This is a genomic window from Gemmatimonadota bacterium (genome assembly GCA_039715185.1).
Taxonomy (GTDB): Bacteria; Gemmatimonadota; Gemmatimonadetes; order Longimicrobiales; family RSA9; genus DATHRK01.
Map to the genome: position 1 here is coordinate 1 of JBDLIA010000059.1, position 19,577 is coordinate 19,577.

General features: G+C 69.9%; 21 protein-coding genes and 1 pseudogene. 13 read left to right on the forward strand and 9 right to left on the reverse strand.

Features of this window, described 5'->3' with window-relative positions:
• Positions 1-5: 5 nt before the first annotated feature.
• Both ABFS34_11210 and ABFS34_11215 read right to left on the reverse strand, forming a co-directional pair.
• Complete coding sequence (locus ABFS34_11210; protein MEN8376008.1) at positions 6-1,769, reverse strand: serine hydrolase; 1,764 nt, start codon at positions 1,767-1,769, stop codon at positions 6-8.
• Complete coding sequence (locus tag ABFS34_11215; protein MEN8376009.1) at positions 1,766-2,440, reverse strand: GntR family transcriptional regulator; 675 nt, start codon at positions 2,438-2,440, stop codon at positions 1,766-1,768. The genes ABFS34_11210 and ABFS34_11215 overlap by 4 nt, the downstream gene beginning before the upstream one ends.
• A 114-nt stretch (positions 2,441-2,554) precedes the next feature.
• Between ABFS34_11215 and ABFS34_11220 the strand changes: the two genes are divergently transcribed.
• The 9 genes from ABFS34_11220 to ABFS34_11260 are packed head-to-tail and all read left to right on the forward strand — an operon-like array spanning position 2,555 to position 11,336.
• The gene (locus ABFS34_11220; GenBank protein ID MEN8376010.1) at positions 2,555-3,322 is read left to right on the forward strand and encodes a creatininase family protein; all 768 of its coding nucleotides are present in this window, start codon (positions 2,555-2,557) and stop codon (positions 3,320-3,322) included.
• Positions 3,319-4,098 (forward strand): SDR family NAD(P)-dependent oxidoreductase, encoded by a 780-nt coding sequence (locus ABFS34_11225; GenBank protein MEN8376011.1) that lies wholly within the window; start codon positions 3,319-3,321, stop codon positions 4,096-4,098. The genes ABFS34_11220 and ABFS34_11225 overlap by 4 nt, the downstream gene beginning before the upstream one ends.
• Entirely contained in the window at positions 4,095-4,499 is a 405-nt protein-coding gene (locus ABFS34_11230; GenBank protein ID MEN8376012.1) for a RidA family protein, read from the forward strand. The genes ABFS34_11225 and ABFS34_11230 overlap by 4 nt, the downstream gene beginning before the upstream one ends.
• Positions 4,496-5,296, forward strand: coding sequence for an enoyl-CoA hydratase family protein (locus ABFS34_11235; GenBank protein MEN8376013.1), 801 nt, complete (start codon positions 4,496-4,498; stop codon positions 5,294-5,296). The genes ABFS34_11230 and ABFS34_11235 overlap by 4 nt, the downstream gene beginning before the upstream one ends.
• A complete protein-coding gene (locus ABFS34_11240; protein MEN8376014.1) occupies positions 5,293-6,441 on the forward strand; it encodes an acyl-CoA dehydrogenase family protein in 1,149 nt (382 codons plus the stop codon). The genes ABFS34_11235 and ABFS34_11240 overlap by 4 nt, the downstream gene beginning before the upstream one ends.
• Positions 6,438-8,747 carry a bifunctional salicylyl-CoA 5-hydroxylase/oxidoreductase gene (locus tag ABFS34_11245; GenBank protein ID MEN8376015.1) on the forward strand — a complete coding sequence of 770 codons (2,310 nt, stop codon included), beginning with the start codon at positions 6,438-6,440 and terminating at the stop codon, positions 8,745-8,747. Before ABFS34_11240 ends, ABFS34_11245 begins: the two co-directional genes overlap by 4 nt.
• A 53-nt stretch (positions 8,748-8,800) precedes the next feature.
• On the forward strand, positions 8,801-9,310 hold the full coding sequence (locus ABFS34_11250) for an SRPBCC family protein (protein ID MEN8376016.1): 510 nt from the start codon (positions 8,801-8,803) through the stop codon (positions 9,308-9,310).
• Positions 9,307-10,098, forward strand: coding sequence for a tryptophan 2,3-dioxygenase family protein (locus ABFS34_11255; protein ID MEN8376017.1), 792 nt, complete (start codon positions 9,307-9,309; stop codon positions 10,096-10,098). The genes ABFS34_11250 and ABFS34_11255 overlap by 4 nt, the downstream gene beginning before the upstream one ends.
• A gap of 56 nt (positions 10,099-10,154) precedes the next feature.
• A complete protein-coding gene (locus tag ABFS34_11260) occupies positions 10,155-11,336 on the forward strand; it encodes a kynureninase (protein ID MEN8376018.1) in 1,182 nt (393 codons plus the stop codon).
• Here ABFS34_11260 and ABFS34_11265 read toward each other — a convergent pair.
• From ABFS34_11265 to ABFS34_11275, 3 genes are read right to left on the reverse strand one after another with little or no spacing between them, the layout of a single operon-like run.
• The gene (locus ABFS34_11265; protein ID MEN8376019.1) at positions 11,311-12,366 is read right to left on the reverse strand and encodes a carboxypeptidase-like regulatory domain-containing protein; all 1,056 of its coding nucleotides are present in this window, start codon (positions 12,364-12,366) and stop codon (positions 11,311-11,313) included. The genes ABFS34_11260 and ABFS34_11265 overlap by 26 nt on opposite strands.
• Positions 12,363-12,797: a hypothetical protein gene (locus tag ABFS34_11270; protein ID MEN8376020.1), complete on the reverse strand. Its 435-nt coding sequence runs from the start codon at positions 12,795-12,797 to the stop codon at positions 12,363-12,365. Before ABFS34_11270 ends, ABFS34_11265 begins: the two co-directional genes overlap by 4 nt.
• Positions 12,798-12,802: 5 nt before the next feature.
• Complete coding sequence (locus ABFS34_11275) at positions 12,803-13,333, reverse strand: hypothetical protein (protein ID MEN8376021.1); 531 nt, start codon at positions 13,331-13,333, stop codon at positions 12,803-12,805.
• Positions 13,334-13,469: 136 nt separating this feature from the next.
• Here ABFS34_11275 and ABFS34_11280 point away from each other — a divergent pair, with 136 nt between their 5' ends.
• Together ABFS34_11280 and ABFS34_11285 are read left to right on the forward strand one after the other, a co-directional pair.
• Positions 13,470-14,042, forward strand: a complete 573-nt coding sequence (locus ABFS34_11280) for a TlpA disulfide reductase family protein (GenBank protein ID MEN8376022.1) — start codon at positions 13,470-13,472, stop codon at positions 14,040-14,042.
• A 95-nt stretch (positions 14,043-14,137) separates the two neighbouring features.
• Positions 14,138-14,806 (forward strand): hypothetical protein, encoded by a 669-nt coding sequence (locus ABFS34_11285; GenBank protein MEN8376023.1) that lies wholly within the window; start codon positions 14,138-14,140, stop codon positions 14,804-14,806.
• Between the two features lie 40 nt (positions 14,807-14,846).
• Here the strand turns inward: ABFS34_11285 and ABFS34_11290 are convergent, their stop codons facing one another.
• The 3 genes and pseudogenes from ABFS34_11290 to ABFS34_11300 form a co-directional block, all read right to left on the reverse strand.
• Positions 14,847-16,265: an SLC13 family permease gene (locus tag ABFS34_11290; GenBank protein ID MEN8376024.1), complete on the reverse strand. Its 1,419-nt coding sequence runs from the start codon at positions 16,263-16,265 to the stop codon at positions 14,847-14,849.
• A 79-nt stretch (positions 16,266-16,344) separates the two neighbouring features.
• Positions 16,345-16,479: pseudogene (locus tag ABFS34_11295) on the reverse strand (cold shock domain-containing protein).
• A 73-nt stretch (positions 16,480-16,552) separates the two neighbouring features.
• Entirely contained in the window at positions 16,553-17,503 is a 951-nt protein-coding gene (locus tag ABFS34_11300; GenBank protein ID MEN8376025.1) for a PHB depolymerase family esterase, read from the reverse strand.
• Between the two features lie 166 nt (positions 17,504-17,669).
• Between ABFS34_11300 and msrP the strand changes: the two genes are divergently transcribed.
• Positions 17,670-18,626 carry a protein-methionine-sulfoxide reductase catalytic subunit MsrP gene (gene msrP / locus ABFS34_11305; GenBank protein MEN8376026.1) on the forward strand — a complete coding sequence of 319 codons (957 nt, stop codon included), beginning with the start codon at positions 17,670-17,672 and terminating at the stop codon, positions 18,624-18,626.
• Positions 18,617-19,246, forward strand: a complete 630-nt coding sequence (locus ABFS34_11310) for a protein-methionine-sulfoxide reductase heme-binding subunit MsrQ (protein MEN8376027.1) — start codon at positions 18,617-18,619, stop codon at positions 19,244-19,246. Before msrP ends, ABFS34_11310 begins: the two co-directional genes overlap by 10 nt.
• A gap of 3 nt (positions 19,247-19,249) precedes the next feature.
• Here the strand turns inward: ABFS34_11310 and ABFS34_11315 are convergent.
• On the reverse strand, positions 19,250-19,577 hold a 328-nt coding region (locus ABFS34_11315), incomplete at its 5' end, for a pyridoxamine 5'-phosphate oxidase family protein (protein MEN8376028.1).

Genomic DNA, 19,577 nt, shown 5'->3' on the forward strand with positions numbered 1-19,577 from the left:
GGCGGTCAGTCGTCCTCGATCGCGGCGAGCACGTAGTCGCGCACGTACTCGTATTTCGATACGGCCGCGGCGGCGCGCTGATTGTAGTTGGCGCCGAAGATCGCGACGGCGAGCTCGAGCTCCGGCACGACTATCACGTACTGGCCGCCGTTGCCGCCGGCATAGAACGCGCCCACCTCGCGCCCCTCGTACGGGTAGGAGAACATCCACCAGCCGTAGCCGTAGCCTTCATCGCGGATGGTCGAGCGCGGCGTGGTCGCTTCCGCCGCCCAGCCCGGTGCCAGCAGGCGGCGGCCGTTCCACACGCCGTCGTTCAGGTAGAGTTGGCCGAGCTTGAGGAAATCGCGGGGCTTGATGAACAAGCCGCCTCCGCCGTAGCCCTCGCCGGTCGGCGTGAGGTTCATGTGATAGACCCCAATGCCCAGCGGCTCAGCGAGCTGCTCCCTGAACACTTCGGGGAGCCACGAGTTCGCGAGTCGCGCCAGCACGCCGCCCGCCAGGTTCAGGCCGCCGCTGCAGTAGGCAGCGTGCGTCCCCGGGTCGTGGACCAAGGGCAGGTCCAGCGTATAGCGATGCCAGTCGGGGACGTCCTCCTGGTTCTGCATGACGTCCTCGTTGCCCGGCGAGTCGCGGTCCGAATCATCGCACGCCAGTCCCGAGGTGTTCGTGATCAGGTGCTCGAGCGTCATGCGGGCGGCCCTCGGGTCGCGGTCCTCTGAGCCGCCCGTGGCACCCATCGCGTCGTAGACGAGCGCGTCGCGGGACAGCAGTCCGGCGTGCTCGGAGGAGCCGACCAGCGTGGAGGTCACGCTCTTCGAGGCCGAACGCGTCGCGTGAGGGTCGTGCCGGGAGTAGCCGTGGAAGTACTCCTCCAGCACGAGCCTGCCCCTGCGCGCGACGAGGAAGCCGTGGATGTAGGGGGCGTCGATGGCGTCGATCGGGGTGGAGGCGATCCTGCGCACGAGCTCCTGGAGCGGACCCTCGCTCATGCCGACCGCGGCCGGGTCGGCGCTCTGCCAGCCCTCCGCCTCGACCGGGCGGCGATATCGATACGGCTCGGCCCCGACGGGCCTGGCGGAAAAGGGCGAAGCGCGATCGCCGTCGACGCGTGTGAAGTCGTACGTGCCGCCGTTGAGCGGGAAGTACACGGACAGCCGGCCGCGCCTTTCGTGGTAGATCCCCTGGAGCCGGGTTCGCCCCTCCGAATCCACGAAGCTCAGGGCGTCATCTTGCCCCAGGATGTCGTGGATCGGATAAAAGCGCCCGATGTTCGCCTCCGGGTTGCGGATGAACGCCCCCAGTCGGCCGTCCGGCTGTCGCTGGATCTTCAGGTAGAATCGCAGCCCGTCACGCGCCGGGGTCAGGTTGCCCGTCCACACTCCAGCCTCCTGCGCGAGGAGCGTCAGCGGCGTGGCGAGTTCGGAAAAGCTGCGGAAGTTCCAGGGCTGCACCCAGTGCCCCTCGATCGACCCACCGTCGTCCGACAGGCGGCCCCGGAAGTATCCCCTCTCTCCGCCTGCCTCGAAGCGGATCTGGTGACCTTCCAAACGCACATCGACATGATGCCCGCCGATTTCCGCCCAAAAGTCAGCGCCCTCTCGCCGCAGCGTTACGGCCCCCGACACGTCCGGCCCGAAGGTCCGCTCGGCCGCCCACAGGCCGACCAGGTGCCTGGGTGGGTCGGCGTCCTGGCCGACGGCCGCCGAGGGGGTCGCGATCGTGCCCGCCACCAGCAAGACCGCCCACGTACCTGCCTCCGCGCGGCTCACGCCACTTCCTGCCGCGCATCGCGCGCGCGCTCGTCCAGCCATTGCAGGATCGGCTCCTTGGGGCTCGTCAGGTTTCGGCGCAGCCAGTGGCACGCCTCGTCCACATCGCCTCGTTGCAGGGCCCGCAGGATCTGCCCGTGCTCCTCCTGCGCCGTCTCCATCACCGCCAGGTCTCCCCCGAACGCGAGTCCGTACCTCCTGAAGCGGCGCATGAAGTGGACTATCAACGACATCAACACCTCGTTCTCGCACGCGGAGAGCAGCTCCAGGTGCCACGCCTCGTCGAGCGTGATTCGCGCCGCCGGGTCCGTCGCCGCGCGCTTCTGTTCTTCCAGCCCCTCGAGCCGTTCGAAGCTCTCGAGGGAAGGGACTCCGGCGAGTCTCAGCGCCTCGGGGTCCAGAAGGGCCCTGATCGGGTAGATGTCATCGAACTCCTTGCGCGTCAGCTCGCGCACGAAGCACCCGCGACGGGGGACGGCGACTAGCGCTTCTTCGGCCACCAGCCTGCTCAGCGCCTCGCGTACGCAGGTCCTGCTGACACCCAGATCCCTGGCGAGGTGCACCTCGTTGATGCGCTCGCCGCCCTTCAAGCGGCCGTCGTAGATCCTGTCCCGCAGCCCGTTGGCCACGGGCTCGCTGAGATTGGGTCGGTCCTCTATTCGTATCTGCATACTGTCGACAGTAAACAGCAATCCAACAGAGCGCAACACGATGGGTTGCCGCACGCGCACGGCGGACGGAACATTGCCAGGCCGTGTACCGAACCCGACCGTGGGCCGAGCTTGATGGATCCGCAGCCGATCGGGGGTGTCCACACCCTCGCCGACATGACCTGGGAAGACGTGCGCGCGCTCGGCGGGCCGCTCGTGGCCATTCAGCCGGTGGGCGCGACCGAGGCGCACGGCCCGCACCTGCCGCTGGGCACGGATAACGTCATCGCCGAGGCGATGGCCAGGGAGGGAGCGCGGCTGCTCGCGGGCGACGAAGTGGCGGTGCTCTTGCTGCCGACCCTGGCCTACACCGCCGCGCCGTTCGCGTCCGGCTTCGCGGGGACCGTATCGGTTTCGGCCCGCGCGGTCCGGTTGCTGCTCGAGGGCGTCGCGACCAGCCTGGCGGAGGCGGGGGCGGCGGCTCTGGCCATCGCGAACGCGCATCTCGATCCGGCGCACGTGGGCGCGCTCCGGGAGGCCGCGGGCGCGCTCGCGGAGGAGGGCCGGATCCGGGTGGCCTTCGCCGACGTCACGCGCGGGCGGCTGGCCGAACGGCTCACAGAAGAATTCCGGAGCGGCGCCTGCCACGCGGGCCGCTACGAGACATCGATCATCATGGCCGTGCGTCCCGACCTCGTCCGGTCGGACATTGGCTCGCGCCTGGAGCCCAATCCGGCGTCGCTCGTGGACGCGATCGCGGCCGGTCACTCGACTTTCGAGGCGGCGGGTGGGCCGCGGGCGTACTTTGGCTGGCCCGCGGAGGCCAGCGCCGAGGAGGGCCGCCGCACGATCCAGATCCTGGGGGAGATGCTGGCGGAATCCGTGCGCGAGGCCCTGGCGTGAACGGCCTGGAGGGACGAGGCGCCGTGGTCACCGGCGGCGGCCGGGGCATCGGCCGGGCGGTGGCCGAGGCGCTGTCGGCGGCGGGCGCGGCGGTGGTAGTGGCTGCGCGCTCCGAGGCCGAACTCGAGGAGACCGCGGCCGCGCTCCGAGCCAGAGGCGGAGACGCGCACGCCGTCGCCTGTGACGTGACCGACGAGGCGGCCGTGGGCCGGCTTGCGGAAGCGGCCGTCGAGCGCCTGGGCGAGGTCGACATCCTGGTCAACAACGCGGGCGCGTCGTTCGCGCAGCCGCTGCACAGGCTGACGCTGGAGCAGTGGCACGACGCGCTGGCGGTGAACGCGACCGGGCCGTTCCTATGCACGCGGGTGTTCCTGCCGGCCATGGTGGAGCGCGGCCGCGGGCGGGTAGTCACGGTGGCCTCGGTCGCGGGGCTTACGGGCGGACCCTACATCGCCGCTTACGCCGCGGCCAAGCACGCCGCGGTGGGGTTCGTGCGCGCGGTCGCCGCGGAGGTAGCGGGGCGGGGCGTCACCGTGAACGCCGTGTGCCCCGGTTACGTGGACACGGACATGACGCGCTCCTCGATCCGGCGCATAGTGGAGAAGACGGGCCGCACCGAGGACGAGGCCCGCGCCGCCATCTTGGAGCACTCTCCTCAGGGGCGCCTGATCTCGGCCGAGGAGGTCGCCCACGCGGTGACCTTCCTGTGCTCGGAGGGAGCCCGCGGGATCAACGGCGAGGCGCTCGTCGTGGACGGCGGGGAGCTGCGCCGGTGAGCGCGTTCCTGCCGATCGACCCCGAGGAGTTGGGCCGGCCGGCCGGCTTCAGCCACGGGATGCTCGCGCGCGAGGGCGGGCGCTTCCTGTTCGTGGCGGGCCAGCCCGCCATGGGACCCGACGGCGCGGTGATCGACGGCGGTTTCGCCGAGCAATTCGCGGTGGCGCTGGACCGGGTGCTGGCGGTGGTCGCGGAGGCTGGCGGTGGGCCCCATAGCGTGGGGCGCCTGACGGTGTACGTGACCGACATGGCGGCGTACCTCGCGAGCCGACGTGAACTGGGCCGAATCTGGAGGGAGCGCATGGGGTCGCACTATCCGGCGATGGCGTTGGTGGAGGTGACGCGCCTGGTGGACCAGGGGGCGATCGTGGAGCTGGAAGCGACCGCGGTGATTTCGTGATCGCGCCGAAGTCTTTTCGCTACGAGCACGACGCCGAGCGGGCCGTCGCGACCATCACCCTGGACAGACCCGACCGGCTCAACGCCTTGACCTTCGAGGTCTACGACGAGCTGCGCGACGCCTTCTACGCGCTGGACTCGGAGGCGGGCGTGCGCGCCGTCGTGATCACCGGCTCGGGGCGGGCCTTCTGCTCGGGCGGCGACGTGGAGGACATCATCGGCGCGCTGTTCGAGCGGGACATCCAGGGGTTGCTGGAGTTCACCCGCATGACGTGCGACCTGGTGCGCGCCATCCGCCGCTGCCGTCGCCCGGTGATCGGAGCGCTCAACGGCACGGTGGCGGGCGCGGGGGCCGTCATCGCGACGGCGTGCGACCTGAGGGTGGCCGCCGAGTCGGCCAAGATCGCCTACCTGTTCACGCGCGTCGGCCTGTCCGGGGCGGACATGGGCGCGGCGTGGATGCTGCCCCGCATCGTGGGCCTGGCCAAGGCGAGCGAGCTGCTGATGACGGGCGAGTTCATAGACGCGCGCGAGGCGCACAGGATCGGGCTCTACAACCGCGTAGTGCCGGACGGGGAGGCGCTCTCCGCGGCGCGCGAAATGGCGGCGGCCCTCGCGGCCGGCCCCGCCATGGCGCTCGAGATCACCAAGGACGCGCTCAACCGGGAGGCGAGCATGGACCTGGACGCCGCGCTCGAGGCCGAGGCGCAGATCCAGGCGGCGCTCATGCTGCACCCCGACTTCCGCGAGGCGTACGAAGCCTTCCGCGAGAGGCGCCCGCCGAGCTTCCGGGCATGATCGACGCCGACGGCGTGCGCGCGTTCCTCGAGCCGGCCCACCTGGAGTTCGCGGCGCGCGCCTCGGCCTTCGCGGATGAGTCCCTCGCCCCCCGCGCCGAGCCCGAGGACGACGGCGCCGGGCGCGTCGAGGCGCGCGCGCTGGCGGAGGTCATGGGCTCGGCCGGGCTGTTCGCGCCCATCGGGGACGGCGACCTGCGCGCGGCGTGCCTCGCGCGCGAGGCGATCGCGTTCGCCTCGCCCCTGGCGGACGCGGTGTGGGCGCTGCAGGCGCTCGGCCTGACCCCCATCCTGCGCGCGGGTACCGAGGCGCAGAGAGAGCGCTGGGCCGACCCCGTGCTGAGCGGTCGCGCGCTGGCGGCGTTCGCCATGACCGAGCCCGAGGCGGGTTCGGACGTGGCTTCCATGACCACGCGCGCGATTCGCGAGGGTGACGCCTGGGTCCTGGACGGCGCCAAGCACCTCATATCCAACGCGGGCATCGCCGACCTCTACGCGGTCTTCGCGTCGACCGACCCGGACGCCCGCAGCCGGGGCATCAGTTGCTTCCTCGTCCCCGCCGACACCGACGGACTCTCGTTCGAAGGCGCGCAGATCATGTCCGCCCCGCACCCGCTCGGCCGGATCGCGCTGCGCGGCTGCCGGGTCCCCGCCGACGCGCTGGTGGGGGAGGCGAATCGCGGCTTCATGCTCGGGCTCGCCACCCTGGACCGGCTGCGCCCCACGGTCGGCGCCGCGGCCTGCGGCATGGCGAGAAGGGCGCTGGAGGAGGCCCTGAGCCACGCGCGCACCCGGCGCCAGTTCGGCAGGCCGCTCGCGGAGTTCCAGATCGTCAAGGAAAAGCTCGGCCGCATGGCCATCGAGCTCGACGCCGCGCGGCTGCTGGTCTATCGCGCGGCGTGGACGGCCGATGAGGGCGCGGATCGGGTCACGGTCACGGCGGCCAAGGCGAAGGCGTTCGCGACCGAGGCCGCGCAGCGGATCATCGACGAGGCGGTCCAGATCGTCGGCGGCCCCGGGGTGCTGGCGGAGCACCCGGTGGAGCGCCTCTATCGGTCGGTGCGCGCGCTGCGGATCTACGAGGGGACGACCGAGATCCAGCGCATGATCGTGGCCGACGCGCTGCTCCAGTCGCGGGCTCCATGAAGGTCGTCATCGTCGGAGGCGGCCCCGCCGGGCTCTACCTGGCCATCCTCCTCAAGCAGGCCGATCCGAGCCACGACATACGCGTCTTCGAGCGCAACCGGCCGGATGACACCTTCGGGTTCGGCGTCGTGTTCAGCGACGCCACCATCGCCGAGGTGGAGACCGCGGACGCCGACACCTACCGGCTGGTGACCGACCACTTCGTGCGCTGGGACGACATCGACATCCACTACCGCGGGCAGGTGCTGCGCTCGACGGGGCACGGGTTCAGTGGCATGTCCCGGCAGACGCTTCTGCTGGTGCTGCAGCGGCGCGCCGAGGAGTTGGGGATTCCGCTCGCCTTCGAGCACGAGGTGAGGGACCTGGCCGAGTTCGGAGACGCCGATCTGATCGTCGGGGCGGACGGCGTCAACAGCTGGGTACGAGAGTCCTCAGGGCTGGACTTCGGCGCCGAGGTGGACGTCCGCCCGAACCGCTTCGTGTGGCTCGGGACCGCCAAACCGTTTCCGGCGTTCACGTTCTATTTCCGCGCGGACGAGCACGGACTGTGGCGCGTGCACGCCTACCAGTATGGGCCGGGCCGGTCCACCTTCATCGCCGAAGCGCGCGACGATACGTGGCGCGCAGCCGGGTTGGAGGAAGCGTCGGAGGAGGAGACGGCGGAGTTCCTGGAGCGCCTCTTCGCCGCCGAGCTCGACGGCCACGAGCTCATCCGCAACCGCTCGCTCTGGCGTCAATTCCCGACCATTCGCACCAAGCCATGGTCGGTCGGGAGCGTAGTGCTGATCGGCGACGCGGCGCACACCGCGCACTTCTCGGTTGGATCGGGTACGCGCATGGCCATGCTGGACGCGATCTCGCTCGCCAATGCCCTGGCGACCCATGCCGGGGATGGCGAGGAGGGCGTGGGCAGCTCGTTGGCCGCCTACGAGGAGGAGCGCAGGCCGCAGGTGGAGAGCCTGCAGCGCGCGGCGCAGGCGAGCCTGCAGTGGTTCGAGGACACCGAGCGCTACATGGAGCTCGAGCCGCCGCAGTTCGCGTTCACCCTGCTGACCAGGTCGCTGCGCATCACGCACGAGGACCTGCGCCTGCGCGATCCGGCGTTCCTGGAGGACGTCGATCGGTGGTACGCGGATCGGACGAGGGAACAGGTGAGGAGCGGGGCCGGCCCTTCCCGGGATGGCGAGCCGCCCGGCGCCGTCCCGCCACCCCTGTTCACGCCCTTCCGGTTGCGCGACATGGTGCTCGAGAACCGCGTGGTGGTGTCGCCCATGTGCCAGTACCTGGCGGACGACGGCACCGTGGGCGACTGGCACCTCCAGCACATAGGGAGTAGGGCGGTGGGCGGCGCGGGGCTGGTCATGGCGGAGATGACCGACGTCAGCGCGGACGCCCGGATCTCCCCCTGGTGCGCCGGCCTGTACCGGGACGAACACGCCCACGCGTGGCGCAGGATAGTGCGGTTCGTGCACGAGAACAGCGGCGCCAGGATCGGCATACAGCTCGGACACGCCGGCCGCAAGGGAGCCACCCAGGCGCTGTGGGACGGAGGCGAGGAGGCGCCCCTGGAGGGCGGCGCCTGGCCGCTCATCTCGGCGTCCCCCATTCCGTACACTCCGCGCAACCAGGTGCCCCAGGAAATGACCCGCGCGGACATGGACGAGGCCGTGGCCGACTACGTCGCCGCGACCGAACGCGCGCACGCGGCCGGCTTCGACCTGCTCGAAGTGCACATGGCGCACGGCTACCTGCTGGCCGCGTTCATCTCGCCGCTCACCAACGAGCGCGTCGATGAGTTCGGCGGCTCGCTGGAGAACCGCATGCGCTTCCCGCTCGAAGTATTCGACGCCGTGCGCGCCGTGTGGCCCCCCCACAAGCCCATGTCGGTGCGCATCAGCGCCGTCGACTGGAAGCCGAGGGGCATGAATCCCGAGGACGCGGTGGAGGTGGCGCGCCTGTTGAAGGACCACGACTGCGACATCGTGGACGTGTCCGCGGGCCAGACGGTACCCGATCAGGAGCCCGAATACGGGCGGCTGTTCCAGACGCCCTTCAGCGACCGCATCCGCCACGAGGTGGGCATCCACACGATGGCGGTCGGCAACATCTCGTCCTTCATGGACGTGAACACGATCCTCGCCGCGGGCCGCGCGGACCTGTGCATGCTCGCGCGGGCGCATCTCTACGATCCATACTGGACGCGCCACGCCGCGTACACGCTCGGGTGGGACCTGGAGTGGCCCGACCCCTACAAGTCGGTGCAGCGCTACACGCCCCGCCTGGGCTTTCGGGATGAGGCCGAGTAGCGCTCCAGGCGGGTCACACGGTTGCTCACGGCGACACGGGGAGGAGCGTCAGAATGAAGTTTCTGGTTCGGGGCCTGATGGTGATCGCCGCGCTCGTCGCGCTCATCATCGTGGTGGGTCTTTTCCTGCCCCGGGACCACGCGGCGAGCGTCGAAGTGACCTACGCGACGGCGCCGCCCGAAGTGTGGGCCGCCATGGAACGCGTGGAGGAATACCCCGCGTGGCGGCGCGGCATCGACTCGGTGGCGCTGCTGCAGGATCGCGACGGCCGCCGGGCATGGCGGGAGTTTACCGGGCGGGGCGGGATGAGTATGGGCGTGGAAGAAAGCGATCCTGGACGCCGCTGGGTGGTGCGCATCCTGGACGACGATCTCCCCTTCGGCGGCACCTGGACCTACGAGCTGAGTCCTGACGGCGCCGGGACCCGCCTGGTCCTGACCGAGGAAGGCTCGGTGTACAACCCCATCTTTCGTTTCGTATCGCGCTTCATCATGGGCCACGACGCGACCATGCGGGCGTGGACGGATGATCTGCGCGCGCACCTGGGGGAGGCCGACGCGTGACCGCTCGAGAGGCCGTCAACTACAGCAACTACTTGAAGATTCCGGAGCTGTTGGCGCTCCAGAACCCGCGCTCGGAGGGGCCCGAACACGACGAGATGCTGTTCATCGTCATCCACCAGGTCTACGAGCTGTGGTTCAAGCAGGTCCTGCACGAGCTGGACTACGTGAAGAGGCTGCTGAGATCAGGCGATCTGCCCAGGACGCAGCACACGCTGAAGCGCGCGCTGACGATCCTGAAGGTGCTGGTGGCGCAGTTGGACATCCTGGAGACGATGACGCCGCTCGAGTTTCTGACCTTTCGCGAGCGGCTGGAGAGCGGCAGCGGCTTTCAGTCGCACCAGTTCCGCGAGCTGGAGTTCGAGTTGGGGCAGAAGAGCAGGGACGCGATCGAACGGCTGCCGGAGGGAGCCGGCCGCGCCGCGCTGGAGGAGCGCTGGGCTGCACCCACGCTCTGGGACGCCTTCCTGAGCTACCTGGCGAACGAGGAGTACCCGGTGCCTTCAGGGCAGCTCGATCGGGACGTGACCGGCCCCATCGAGGAATCGCCGGAACTCCAGGAGGTGCTCGTCGAGCTGTACCGGACCGACCCCAGGAACGCCGAACTCTGCGAGCGCCTGGTAGACCTCGACGAAGGCATCCAGGAGTGGCGCTACCGGCACGTGAAGATGGTCGAGCGGACCATCGGGACGAAGGCCGGGACCGGCGGCTCGAGCGGCGCCGAGTATCTCAGGAAGACCCTGTTCCGGTCCGCCTTCCCCGATCTGTGGGCGATTCGGGCGCGCCTGTGAGCGAGGTCGTGGCGCGCGGCGCTGCTGGCGGGTCGGCGCCGTTGACGCCGGCCGAGCTGTTCGCGTCTCCCAACGCGCTGGCGCCGCACTACAGCCGCTTCCGCGTGGCGCGGCGCCTCCTGCTCACGGGGCACTCGCACCAGGCGTGGCCGGACGTGGCGTTCGAGGGGCAGCGGCGCGCCTGGCTGGACGCCGCCGAGCACGTGGACGACAAGTGGGATCTGGTGGCCGGCGTTGCCGACCGCGTGCGCGCGGGTTACCGGCGGCTGCTAGGCGACCCGGACGGCGACATCGCGCTCGCGGCGAGCACCCACGAGCTGGTCGTCCGCCTTCTGTCGGCGCTGGACCTGAGGGCGCGCCCGCGAGTCGTCACGACGGACGGCGAGTTCCACAGCATCCGACGCCAACTGGACCGGCTGGCCGAGGAGGGCCTGGAGGTGGTGAAGGTGGCGTCGAGTCCGGTCGGCACGCTGGCCGAGCGGGTTGCCGCCGAGGTGGACGATCGTACCGCCTGCACCATGGTGTCTTCGGTCCTGTTCGCGAGCGCTGAGATAGTGCCTCATCTGCGCGCCGTCGCGGAGGCGTGTGCGGCCCGCGGCGCCGCTTGCCTCGTGGACGCCTACCATCACCTCAACATCGTCCCGTTCGACCTCGTTGCCGCGGGACTGGAGCGCGCGTTCGTCACGGGTGGAGGCTACAAGTACTGCCAACTGGGCGAGGGAAACGCGTTTCTGAGGACGCCTCCCGGACTCAGCCTCCGTCCGGCCTTCACCGGCTGGTTCGCCGAATTCGATGCGCGCGCCGGTACCAAGGTGCCCGGCGAGATACCTTACGCGCCCGGGCCGGGCCGCTGGGGAGGCGCCACCTTCGATCCGACCGCGCACTACAGGGCGGCGTCGGTGTTCGATTTCTTCGAGGCGCTGGATCTGACCCCGGCGTTCCTGCGGGAAGTGAGCCGGCACCAGGTCGGGTTGCTCGCGCGGCTGTGCGGGTCGGGGTCGCTGGCCGGGCTCGTGTCGCTGCCGCGCGAGCCCGAATCGCCCGAAATGGGAGAGCTGGCGGGCTTTCTGGCGGTGCGCATAGGGGACGCCGATCGGCTGTCGCGCGCGTTGAGGCGGCGCGGCGTCTGGACGGACGCCCGCGGCGATATTCTGCGCCTCGGGCCCGCGCCTTACCTGTCCGACGCCCAGCTCGAGGAGGCGGTGTCGCGGCTCAGCGCGGTCGCCGCAGACGGGTAGTCGCCGCGCTCACCTCCACCACCTCGCCTACGGCCTCCTCGTGGCCGAGGAGCCTGGATCCGCGACCCGAGAAGGGGTCGCCGCTCACGATCGGGGCTCGCAATCGCCACCGCTGGATGATCCAGCGGCCATCCGCCAGGCGGCGAAACTCGACGTCGCCGCCGGCGCCCGTCGTGACCGCGCGCCCTCCAGCGAACGAAAACTCCACCCTCAGGAGCCTGGCGGTGCGCTGGTCCAGCCAGAGTACGCCTTTCAGGTCGGTGACTCCGCGGTCCGGCTTCGGCTCGAACTCGAGGCCGATCTCATCGTCCTTTCGCTTCGTGCGGAAGCAGTGCGTCTCCAGGAAGCGCTCCGACAGGAGCATTTCCGCGTCGGGACCATAGTACACGGCCCCTCCATCCGCCCCGGGGAGTACGAAGCCGAGCTCGAAGAGGGTCTCGGCGTCGCCCACCGCGAACGGCCTGGCCCCGACCGACTCTACCGTGTCGGTGTCCTGCTGGATGAACCGGCCCGTGCCGCGCTCGGTCACCCGGCGGGTCAGCTCGATGCGAAAAGAGAGCACATCCGCCGCGTCCGTCCACGACAGCACCTCCAACGCCTTGGCCGCTTCGTCCCAAAGCGCCGCGGCGCCCGCGGCCTCCGCGGCGTCGAATCTGCACACGCGTTCCCCGCTTACCGTGATCCCTGCGAGCGAAATGGGCTCCGTCGAGAGGGTGAGCGGCACGACGCGCGCTTCGCCCGCGGCCAGCTGGAAGGACGGGGCCGTGAAGGTACTGAAGCCGATCATGCGCACGCGCAGCGCATACTCGCCGGCCGAGCGCGCGCGCAGGCGGAAGGTCCCCTCGGCGTCTGTCAGGAAGCTCGCGACCGGCTCGCCGCGCGCATCCAGGAGCGACACGAACGCTCCCGGGACGGGCTTCCCCTCGGCCTGCGACGTCACCGATCCGCGCACGTCTTGCCCGAAGGCGGTCGCCGGCGTGAGGGTGGCCAGGATGACGCCGGTGATCGCCCTGGCGCGTCCGGCGTTCACGGCGTCCCGCTTCGCGATGAGGACCCCGGCCGGACCGCGAGGAGACCCAGGAGTCCCAGGAACGCCAGGCCCCCGGGGGCGATGGCCGGGGTCGCGCCCATGAGCGTCTCCCGCAACAGCTGCATGCCTCTCGAGGCCGGATCGACTTCGAGCTCGAACGCCCGGTTGCCGTACAGGTGGAGCCCGATGCCCACCAGCCCGGTGGCGATGAAGACCGCCATGAGTGGCGCCCAGGTGCGCCGCGCGAGTGAGCGGTCAGCCAGCAGGAACGCGGCGGCGAGCACGCCCGCGCCGAGGACCGCGATCGGCAGCCACTGGGTGACAGAATCGAGGTGCTCCATGAGGAGGAGCTCCGCCAGCGTACCTGTGCTTCCGAACAGGAAGAGGCCGATCAGCGCTCGCGAGCGGGCCGCCCGTGGCTCGGCCGACACCGTCGCTACCTCAGGCTCACGTAGCGCTCCAGGCGCGCGACCTCCTCTTCGTCGACGTACTTGCCCATCTCGCGCCTGAACTCCTCGATGGCCCGATAGGGTCGATACTCATCGAACTCATTGGCCATGCGCTCGCCGACGCCGGGGATCAGCAGGATCTCGTCGCGGCTCGCCGAGTTCAAGTCGATGGGGATCCAGAGCCGCTCGTAGAGGTCCTCGCGCGCTGCGCCGTCCAGATGCTCGGCGAGAAGCGCGTCGAGGGTGGCCATGCCCTCGTGCGGTCGCGCTTCGACCAGGGCCGCGGCCGCGACTTCGCCGAGGCCCGCGGCGGCGAGCGCCTCGAGCGTCGCGGTGTTGGGGTCCAGAAACCCGTCGGCGTCTTGCGGCTCGGCCGCGTCCGCGGCTGCCCGGGGCGACTCGACGGATTCGCCGTCGCTCGCGGCCGTGTCGGCGTCGTCTCCCGGAGTGCAGGACGTAGTGAGCACCAGCAAGGTGGATGCGGATGCGGCCAGGATGCGTCCATTCCATCTGATCATCGGCGCGGGACTCCCATGCGTAGGTGAGCTCGAACAGCGCGGGCGCGTGGCGTGTCGACCTGCGAAAACGCTAGGCCCGGACGGCCCGCGCCACAAGACGCGGGATCAAAGCGAGCCGCTGCGGGGTTGTGCGAGCATGAGCGAGAGTGGACGCAAACGGGGCCTGGGCTGGTGGATCGAGAACGGGCTGTGGGTCGGCGTGTTGGCCTTCGCGCTCGTCCGCTTCTGGCCCCAGATCGCCGCGGCCACCGGATTGGAGGCCGGCGACGGAGAGGTCCTGGCCGATTTCAGCGTAGTCACCGCCGACGGCGACGCCATCCGCATCTCCGACCTGCGCGGCCGCGTGGTTCTGGTCAACTACTGGGCGTCCTGGTGCGGGCCGTGCCGGGTCGAGATGCCCGGCTTTCAGGACGTCTACGAGCGCCACGGCGCGCGCGGATTCCTCATCGTCGGCCTGTCGCGGGACGCGACTCGGCAGGCCATGGCGGACTACGCGCGGGCGCGCGGCGTAACCTATCCCGTGGCGCTCGCCACCGCGGAGTCCGTGCGCGCGGCTGGCGGCCTCCGGGGCCTGCCCACGAGCCTGCTGCTGGACCGCGAGGGTCGCATCCGCCATCGCGTGTTCGGCTATTTCCCGGAGGTCGCGCTGGAGCGCGCGGTACGTCGCCTGCTGGCCGAACCGGAGGCCGCCGCGGCGGCGTCGCGCTGATCCTGCGCCGAGCGCCGGTGGTCTGGCGTGCGCCGCGTCGTTGAGCGATCCTTCCCTCGGAGACCTGTAGCGACCCGCAGTTGATGGAGTTGCCCATGCGAGTTCCCGCCAGCCTGCCGATCATCCTGGCGCTTCTCATCGCGGTCCCGGTATCAGCACAGGACGACCAGGACGATGACGACGATCAGGCCCAAAGCGAGGAGGCCGTAGAGCTTCCGCCGGGTTGGTCACTGCGCCTGGACAAGCCGGGCGAGCAGGCCGCCGACGTGTCGTTGCGCCTCATGGAGCCCGGCTGGCACGTGACCACCGGGCCGGCCGCCATCATGTGGTCCGACGCCCATCACGCTTCCGGCGCGTATCGCGTGGAGTCCAAGATCCATCTCACGAGACCGTCCCGGCGCGCCGAGGCTTTCGGCGTCTTCATGGGGGGGTCGAATCTGACGGAGGACGATCAGGACTATCTGTACTTCCTGATCCGCCAGGACGGCCGGTACCTGGTCAAGCACCGCGCGGGGGCCGAAACCCACACCATCGTCCCCTGGACCGAGAACGAAGCGATCGTGCACGGCTCGGCCGAGGGATCCGTCGCGAACACCCTTGCCGTCGAGGTCGGCGCCAGCGAGTTGGCGTTCTACGTGAACGGCCAGGAGGTGCAGCGGATCGAGCGGCCCGACTACCTGCGTACCGATGGCATCGTGGGCTTGCGTGTGAACCACCGGCTGGACCTGCACGTGGAGTCGCTCACGGTGGCCGCGCTGGAGTAGAGGCAGACGGCTTCTATCTCGACTCCGCCCTCGCCGGGCGTCAAGCCAGGAACGGTCCCAGGAGGCGGACCGTCGCGGTGACGAGGACGATGAACAACAGGTTCAGCAGGATGCCCGCGCGAATCATCCGGCCGATGGGGACCCGGCCCGTTCCGTAGACGATCGCGTTGGGGGGCGTCGCCACCGGCATCATGAAGGCGCCGCTGGCGGCCAGGGCCACGGCCGCTGCGAGCAGGATGGGGTCGGCACCCATGCCCACGGCCACGGCCGCCGCGACCGGAAGGAACGCCGCTGCCGTGGCCGTGTTGCTGGTCAACTCGGTGAGGAAGATGATCACCGTCGTGACCGCGGCGACGACGGCTACCAACGGCCAAGCGCTCGTGCCCGCGAAGGTGCCGCCGATCCAGTCCGCCAGGCCGCTGGATTGAATCACCGCCGACAGCGACAGCCCGCCGCCGAACAGGATCAGCACCCCCCAGGGCAGGGCCTCCACGTCGTCCCAATCGAGCCAGGAGTCCGGCCGGCGGCTCCAGCCCGCCACGACGAACAGCGTCAACGCCCCGGCCACGGCGATGCCGGCGTCGCTGAGGCCGGGGATCCAGCGCGCGAGGACCGGCCGCGTGATCCAGGCGAGCGCGGTGGCCGCGGTAATCGCTCCCACGAACCGCTCCGCCCGTGTCGGCGGCCCCAGCGGGGCGCGCGCATGCGCGATCGCGTGTACCGAAGGAGCCGAGGCGGAGCCCACGTCCCGCGTGAGCACGAGCCAGGTGATCGGCAGCGCGACCACCAACAACGGGACCCCGATCATCATCCACTCGACGAAGCCGACGCGCACGCCGTACGCCTCGTCCATGAAGCCCGCGAGCAGCGCGTTGGGGGGCGTGCCGATCAGCGTGCCCATGCCCCCGATGTTGGCCGCGTAGGCCACGCCGAGCAGGAGCGCCACGGCGAGCGCATCGGACGCTTCGCCGTCGGTTTCGTCCGCCTCACCGGCCTGAGGCGAGAGCGCCAGAACGGACCCGGCGATAGGCACCATCATGAGCACCGTGGCGGTGTTCGAGACCCACATGCTCAGAAACGCCGTCGCGATCATGAAGCCCGCGACGAGGCGTTTGGGTCCGGTGCCCGAGGCCGCGACGATGGCCAGCGCGATCCTGCGATGCAGACCGCATCGGGCCAGCGCCGCGGCGATGATGAAACCGCCCAGAAACAGGAATATGACCGGGTTGGCGAAGGGCGCCGCGGCGTCTCTCATCGACGCGAGGCCGAGCCAGGGGAAGGCGACCAGAGGCACCAGCGCGGTGGCCGGCAGAGGGACCGCCTCGGTGACCCACCAGACTGCCATCAAGACGGCCACGCCGGCGCAGGTCCATGCCGCGGGGGGCATGCCGGCCGGCGCCGGGAGGATCCACGTGATGGCCGCGGCTCCGAGGCCGAGCGGCAGCGCCAGGCGCTTCATCGCCCACCCTCCCGGACGCGGAAAGGGCCGCGCCGGAACAAACCGGCACGGCCCCAGTCAGCGTACATGCGGCTCGGTCTCAGCCCAGGCGCGCGACGTTCTGCGCGGACGGGCCTTTTTCTCCCTCTACGATGTCGAGCTCCACGCGCTCCCCCTCGCCGAGTGACTTGAAGCCCGTGCCCTCTATCCCTGAGTGATGCACGAAGCAATCCTTGCGCGTCGGCCGGCAAGGTAATGTTCGGTCCGTTCGGCGCCAAGGACGAACGGGGCCGTCGGGAGCGACGTTTCTAGCGTAGGGTATGCGCGTCGAAGAAGTCGATCATCTCCTGGGTGGCGGAGATGTCGTTGGTCTGCAGACCGGCGGTCGCGTTGCCTCCGAACGGGGAGCCCGGCCAGGTATGCCCCCCTTCTCGAACGCGAAACATGCGCACGTCCGCGCCTTCGCTGCAGCCGGAATGGGAGTACACCGAGACCGTCGTGCCGTCGCCCGTGTCGACGTCCGGCAGGCCCGTGCGGTCGCGCACGATGCCACAGCCGTTGGCGTCTACCCAGTAGTCCAGATTGTCCTCTGCGCTCACCGTGCCGTCGTTCCCCACAGTGGAACCCGCCCAGGGGAACTGGTCGTCCTGGTCGCCCAGGAAGATCACCACCGGGATGGGATCGGTTTGCTGGCAGCGATCCCGCACGGCGATCGTGAACGTCGAACCGACCGGAGCGATCGCCGCGAGCGTCTCGGGCAACTCACACCCGAGGCGGTGCACGAATTGGCCGCCGTTCGAGAAACCGGTGGCGTAGACGCGGTTCCGGTCGATGTCGATGTCGCTCGCGACGCGGTCGAGCATTGCCAGGGTGAAGTCGATATCGCTCAGATTCTGGGGGTCGAGCTCGTCCAGGACCTTCCAGCGCAGGTCGAAACCGAGCGGATAGACCACGAGATATCCGGCGGCGCCGGCGATGTCGTCCAACTCGCTCATCGCGCGCACGTTCTCGGGGGCCTGCTGGTTGCCGTGGTACACGAACACGATGGGCGCCGGAACTCCCGGCGTGGCGCCCGCCGGCACCACCACCAGGTAGCTGCGCGCGATCCCGTTCACGTTGATCTGCTGGGCGAAGCTGCCGCCGCCGTACTCCAGCCCCGTATCTTCGGGTGGGAGCTCGACGCCGGAGTCTCCGCACGCGGCGGCGACAAGCGCGGGGAACGCCGCGGCCACTACAATCCTGACTAGTGCTCTATGCATTATGAGGGCTCTGTCTCCGGGCGGCGGGCTTTGCCACGTCGCTGAACGGGCCGTGGCACGCGAGTGAGACACCGCGTAGCGGCGCAGGTTTCAAATCGGCCGGAACCCATGCGCGCCGATGGACGTATTCAGGAGTGCTCAGCGAACCCCGTCAGCGACGGTGCCCATGTTGATCCGGAAGCCCGACGACATTACGTCCTCCGAGATTACTCCGGAGGACGTCTATCTGAATCGGCGAAGCTTCATGGCGGACGCCGCCCGGCTCGGCATCGCCGGAGCCCTGGCGCCCGCGCTGGTAGGGGCGGCGGCCGAGGCGGAGGCCGAAGCGGCCAGCGCACAGGGGAGATTCCCGGCGCGCGCGCCGCGACAGGAGGAGCTCACGCCGTTCGAGGACGTCACCCAGTACAACAACTTCTACGAATTCGGGACGGGCAAGGGCGACCCGTATCGCAACTCCGGGGATTTCAAGCCGCGACCCTGGACCATCGAGGTCGCCGGTCACTGCGCCAAGCCGGGTGCGTACGATCTGGAGGACTTTCTCCGGCCCCACGAGTTGGAGGACCGGGTCTACCGCCTCCGCTGCGTCGAGGCGTGGTCCATGGTGATTCCGTGGCGCGGGTTCCCGGTGAGCCGGGTAATCGACCGCGCCGAGCCCACCTCGGCCGCCAAGTACGTCGCGTTCACAACGGTGGTGAGGCCGACGGAGATGCCGGGGCAGCGCGGCCGCATCCTCGACTGGCCGTACCGTGAGGGGCTGCGACTGGACGAGGCGCGACACCCGCTGACGATCTTCGCCACCGGACTATACGGGCGCGATCTGCCGAATCAGAGCGGGGCGCCGCTGCGTCTCGTCGTGCCGTGGAAATACGGGTTCAAGAGCATCAAGTCCATCGTCCGCATGGAGTTCGTGGAGGACATGCCCTACACGACCTGGTCGGCGATGGCGGCCAACGAGTACGGCTTCTACGCCAACGTGAATCCCGAGGTGGACCACCCCCGGTGGAGTCAGGCGCGCGAGCGGCGCATCGGGGAGTTCCGCAAGCGGCCCACGCTGCCCTTCAACGGCTACGCCTCGCAGGTCGCGCCCATGTACCGCGGACTGGACCTGCGGAGGTGGTACTGACCGATCCCGCCCGGTCCGCCCGGCGCGCCGCGCTGGCGGTCCGGGTCGCGGCGTGGGTCCTGGGGCTGCTCCCACTTGCCCTGCTTGGCTACCGGTGGCTGGGGACGGGGCTGGGCGCAAACCCCATCGAAGCGCTGATCCTGCACTTCGGGCGCTGGGCCATCGTGCTCATCCTCGTCACGCTCGCGCTCACCCCCACCAGGCGGCTGACCGGATTCAACCAACTCATTCGCGCTCGCCGCTCGCTGGGGCTCTTCGCTTTTCTGTACGTCTCGCTGCACTTCCTCACTTACCTCGTGCTCGATCAGTTTTTCGCGTGGGACTACATCTGGGAGGACATCGCCGAGCGGCCGTTCATCACCGTCGGCTTCCTGGCGTTCCTTCTGCTGGTGCCCCTGGCCGTGACGTCCACGAAGGGCTGGATCCGCAGGCTGGGCAGGAACTGGGTGCGCCTGCACCGGTTGGTCTACGTCGTTGCCGTGCTGGCGGTCGTTCACTACTACTGGAACGTCCGCGCCGACGAGCCCACGCCCATCCTGGCCATTGCCGCCGTAGCGCTCCTGCTCCTGGCCCGCGTCCCGCGTGTCGCCTCCCGCCTTTCTCGCCTTGGGCGGCAGTAACCGCTAGCCCGCTACCACGTCTTCGTAACGGTACGCGCCGGGAAAGTCGGCCTCGACCTCCTTGTGTTTGCCGGCCCATCTGTCCACGCGAATCCGCAGCACCGTGGTACGCTCGAGTTCCTCCGGGACGGGGGCGCGGTAGTCGTCGCCCATGCGCAGGTGCGGAGCGTACTTTACCAGCATCGCCTCCAGGGCCCACGTCGCCTCCGCTCGCTCGTCGACGATCTCGCACTCTCCGTACGCCACGACCGACGAGAACTCGGCGCTGAACTCCAGGGAGGTGTCGGAGGGGAGCAGCCGGCCCAGCTCTGAAACGGTGAAGGCCACGCGC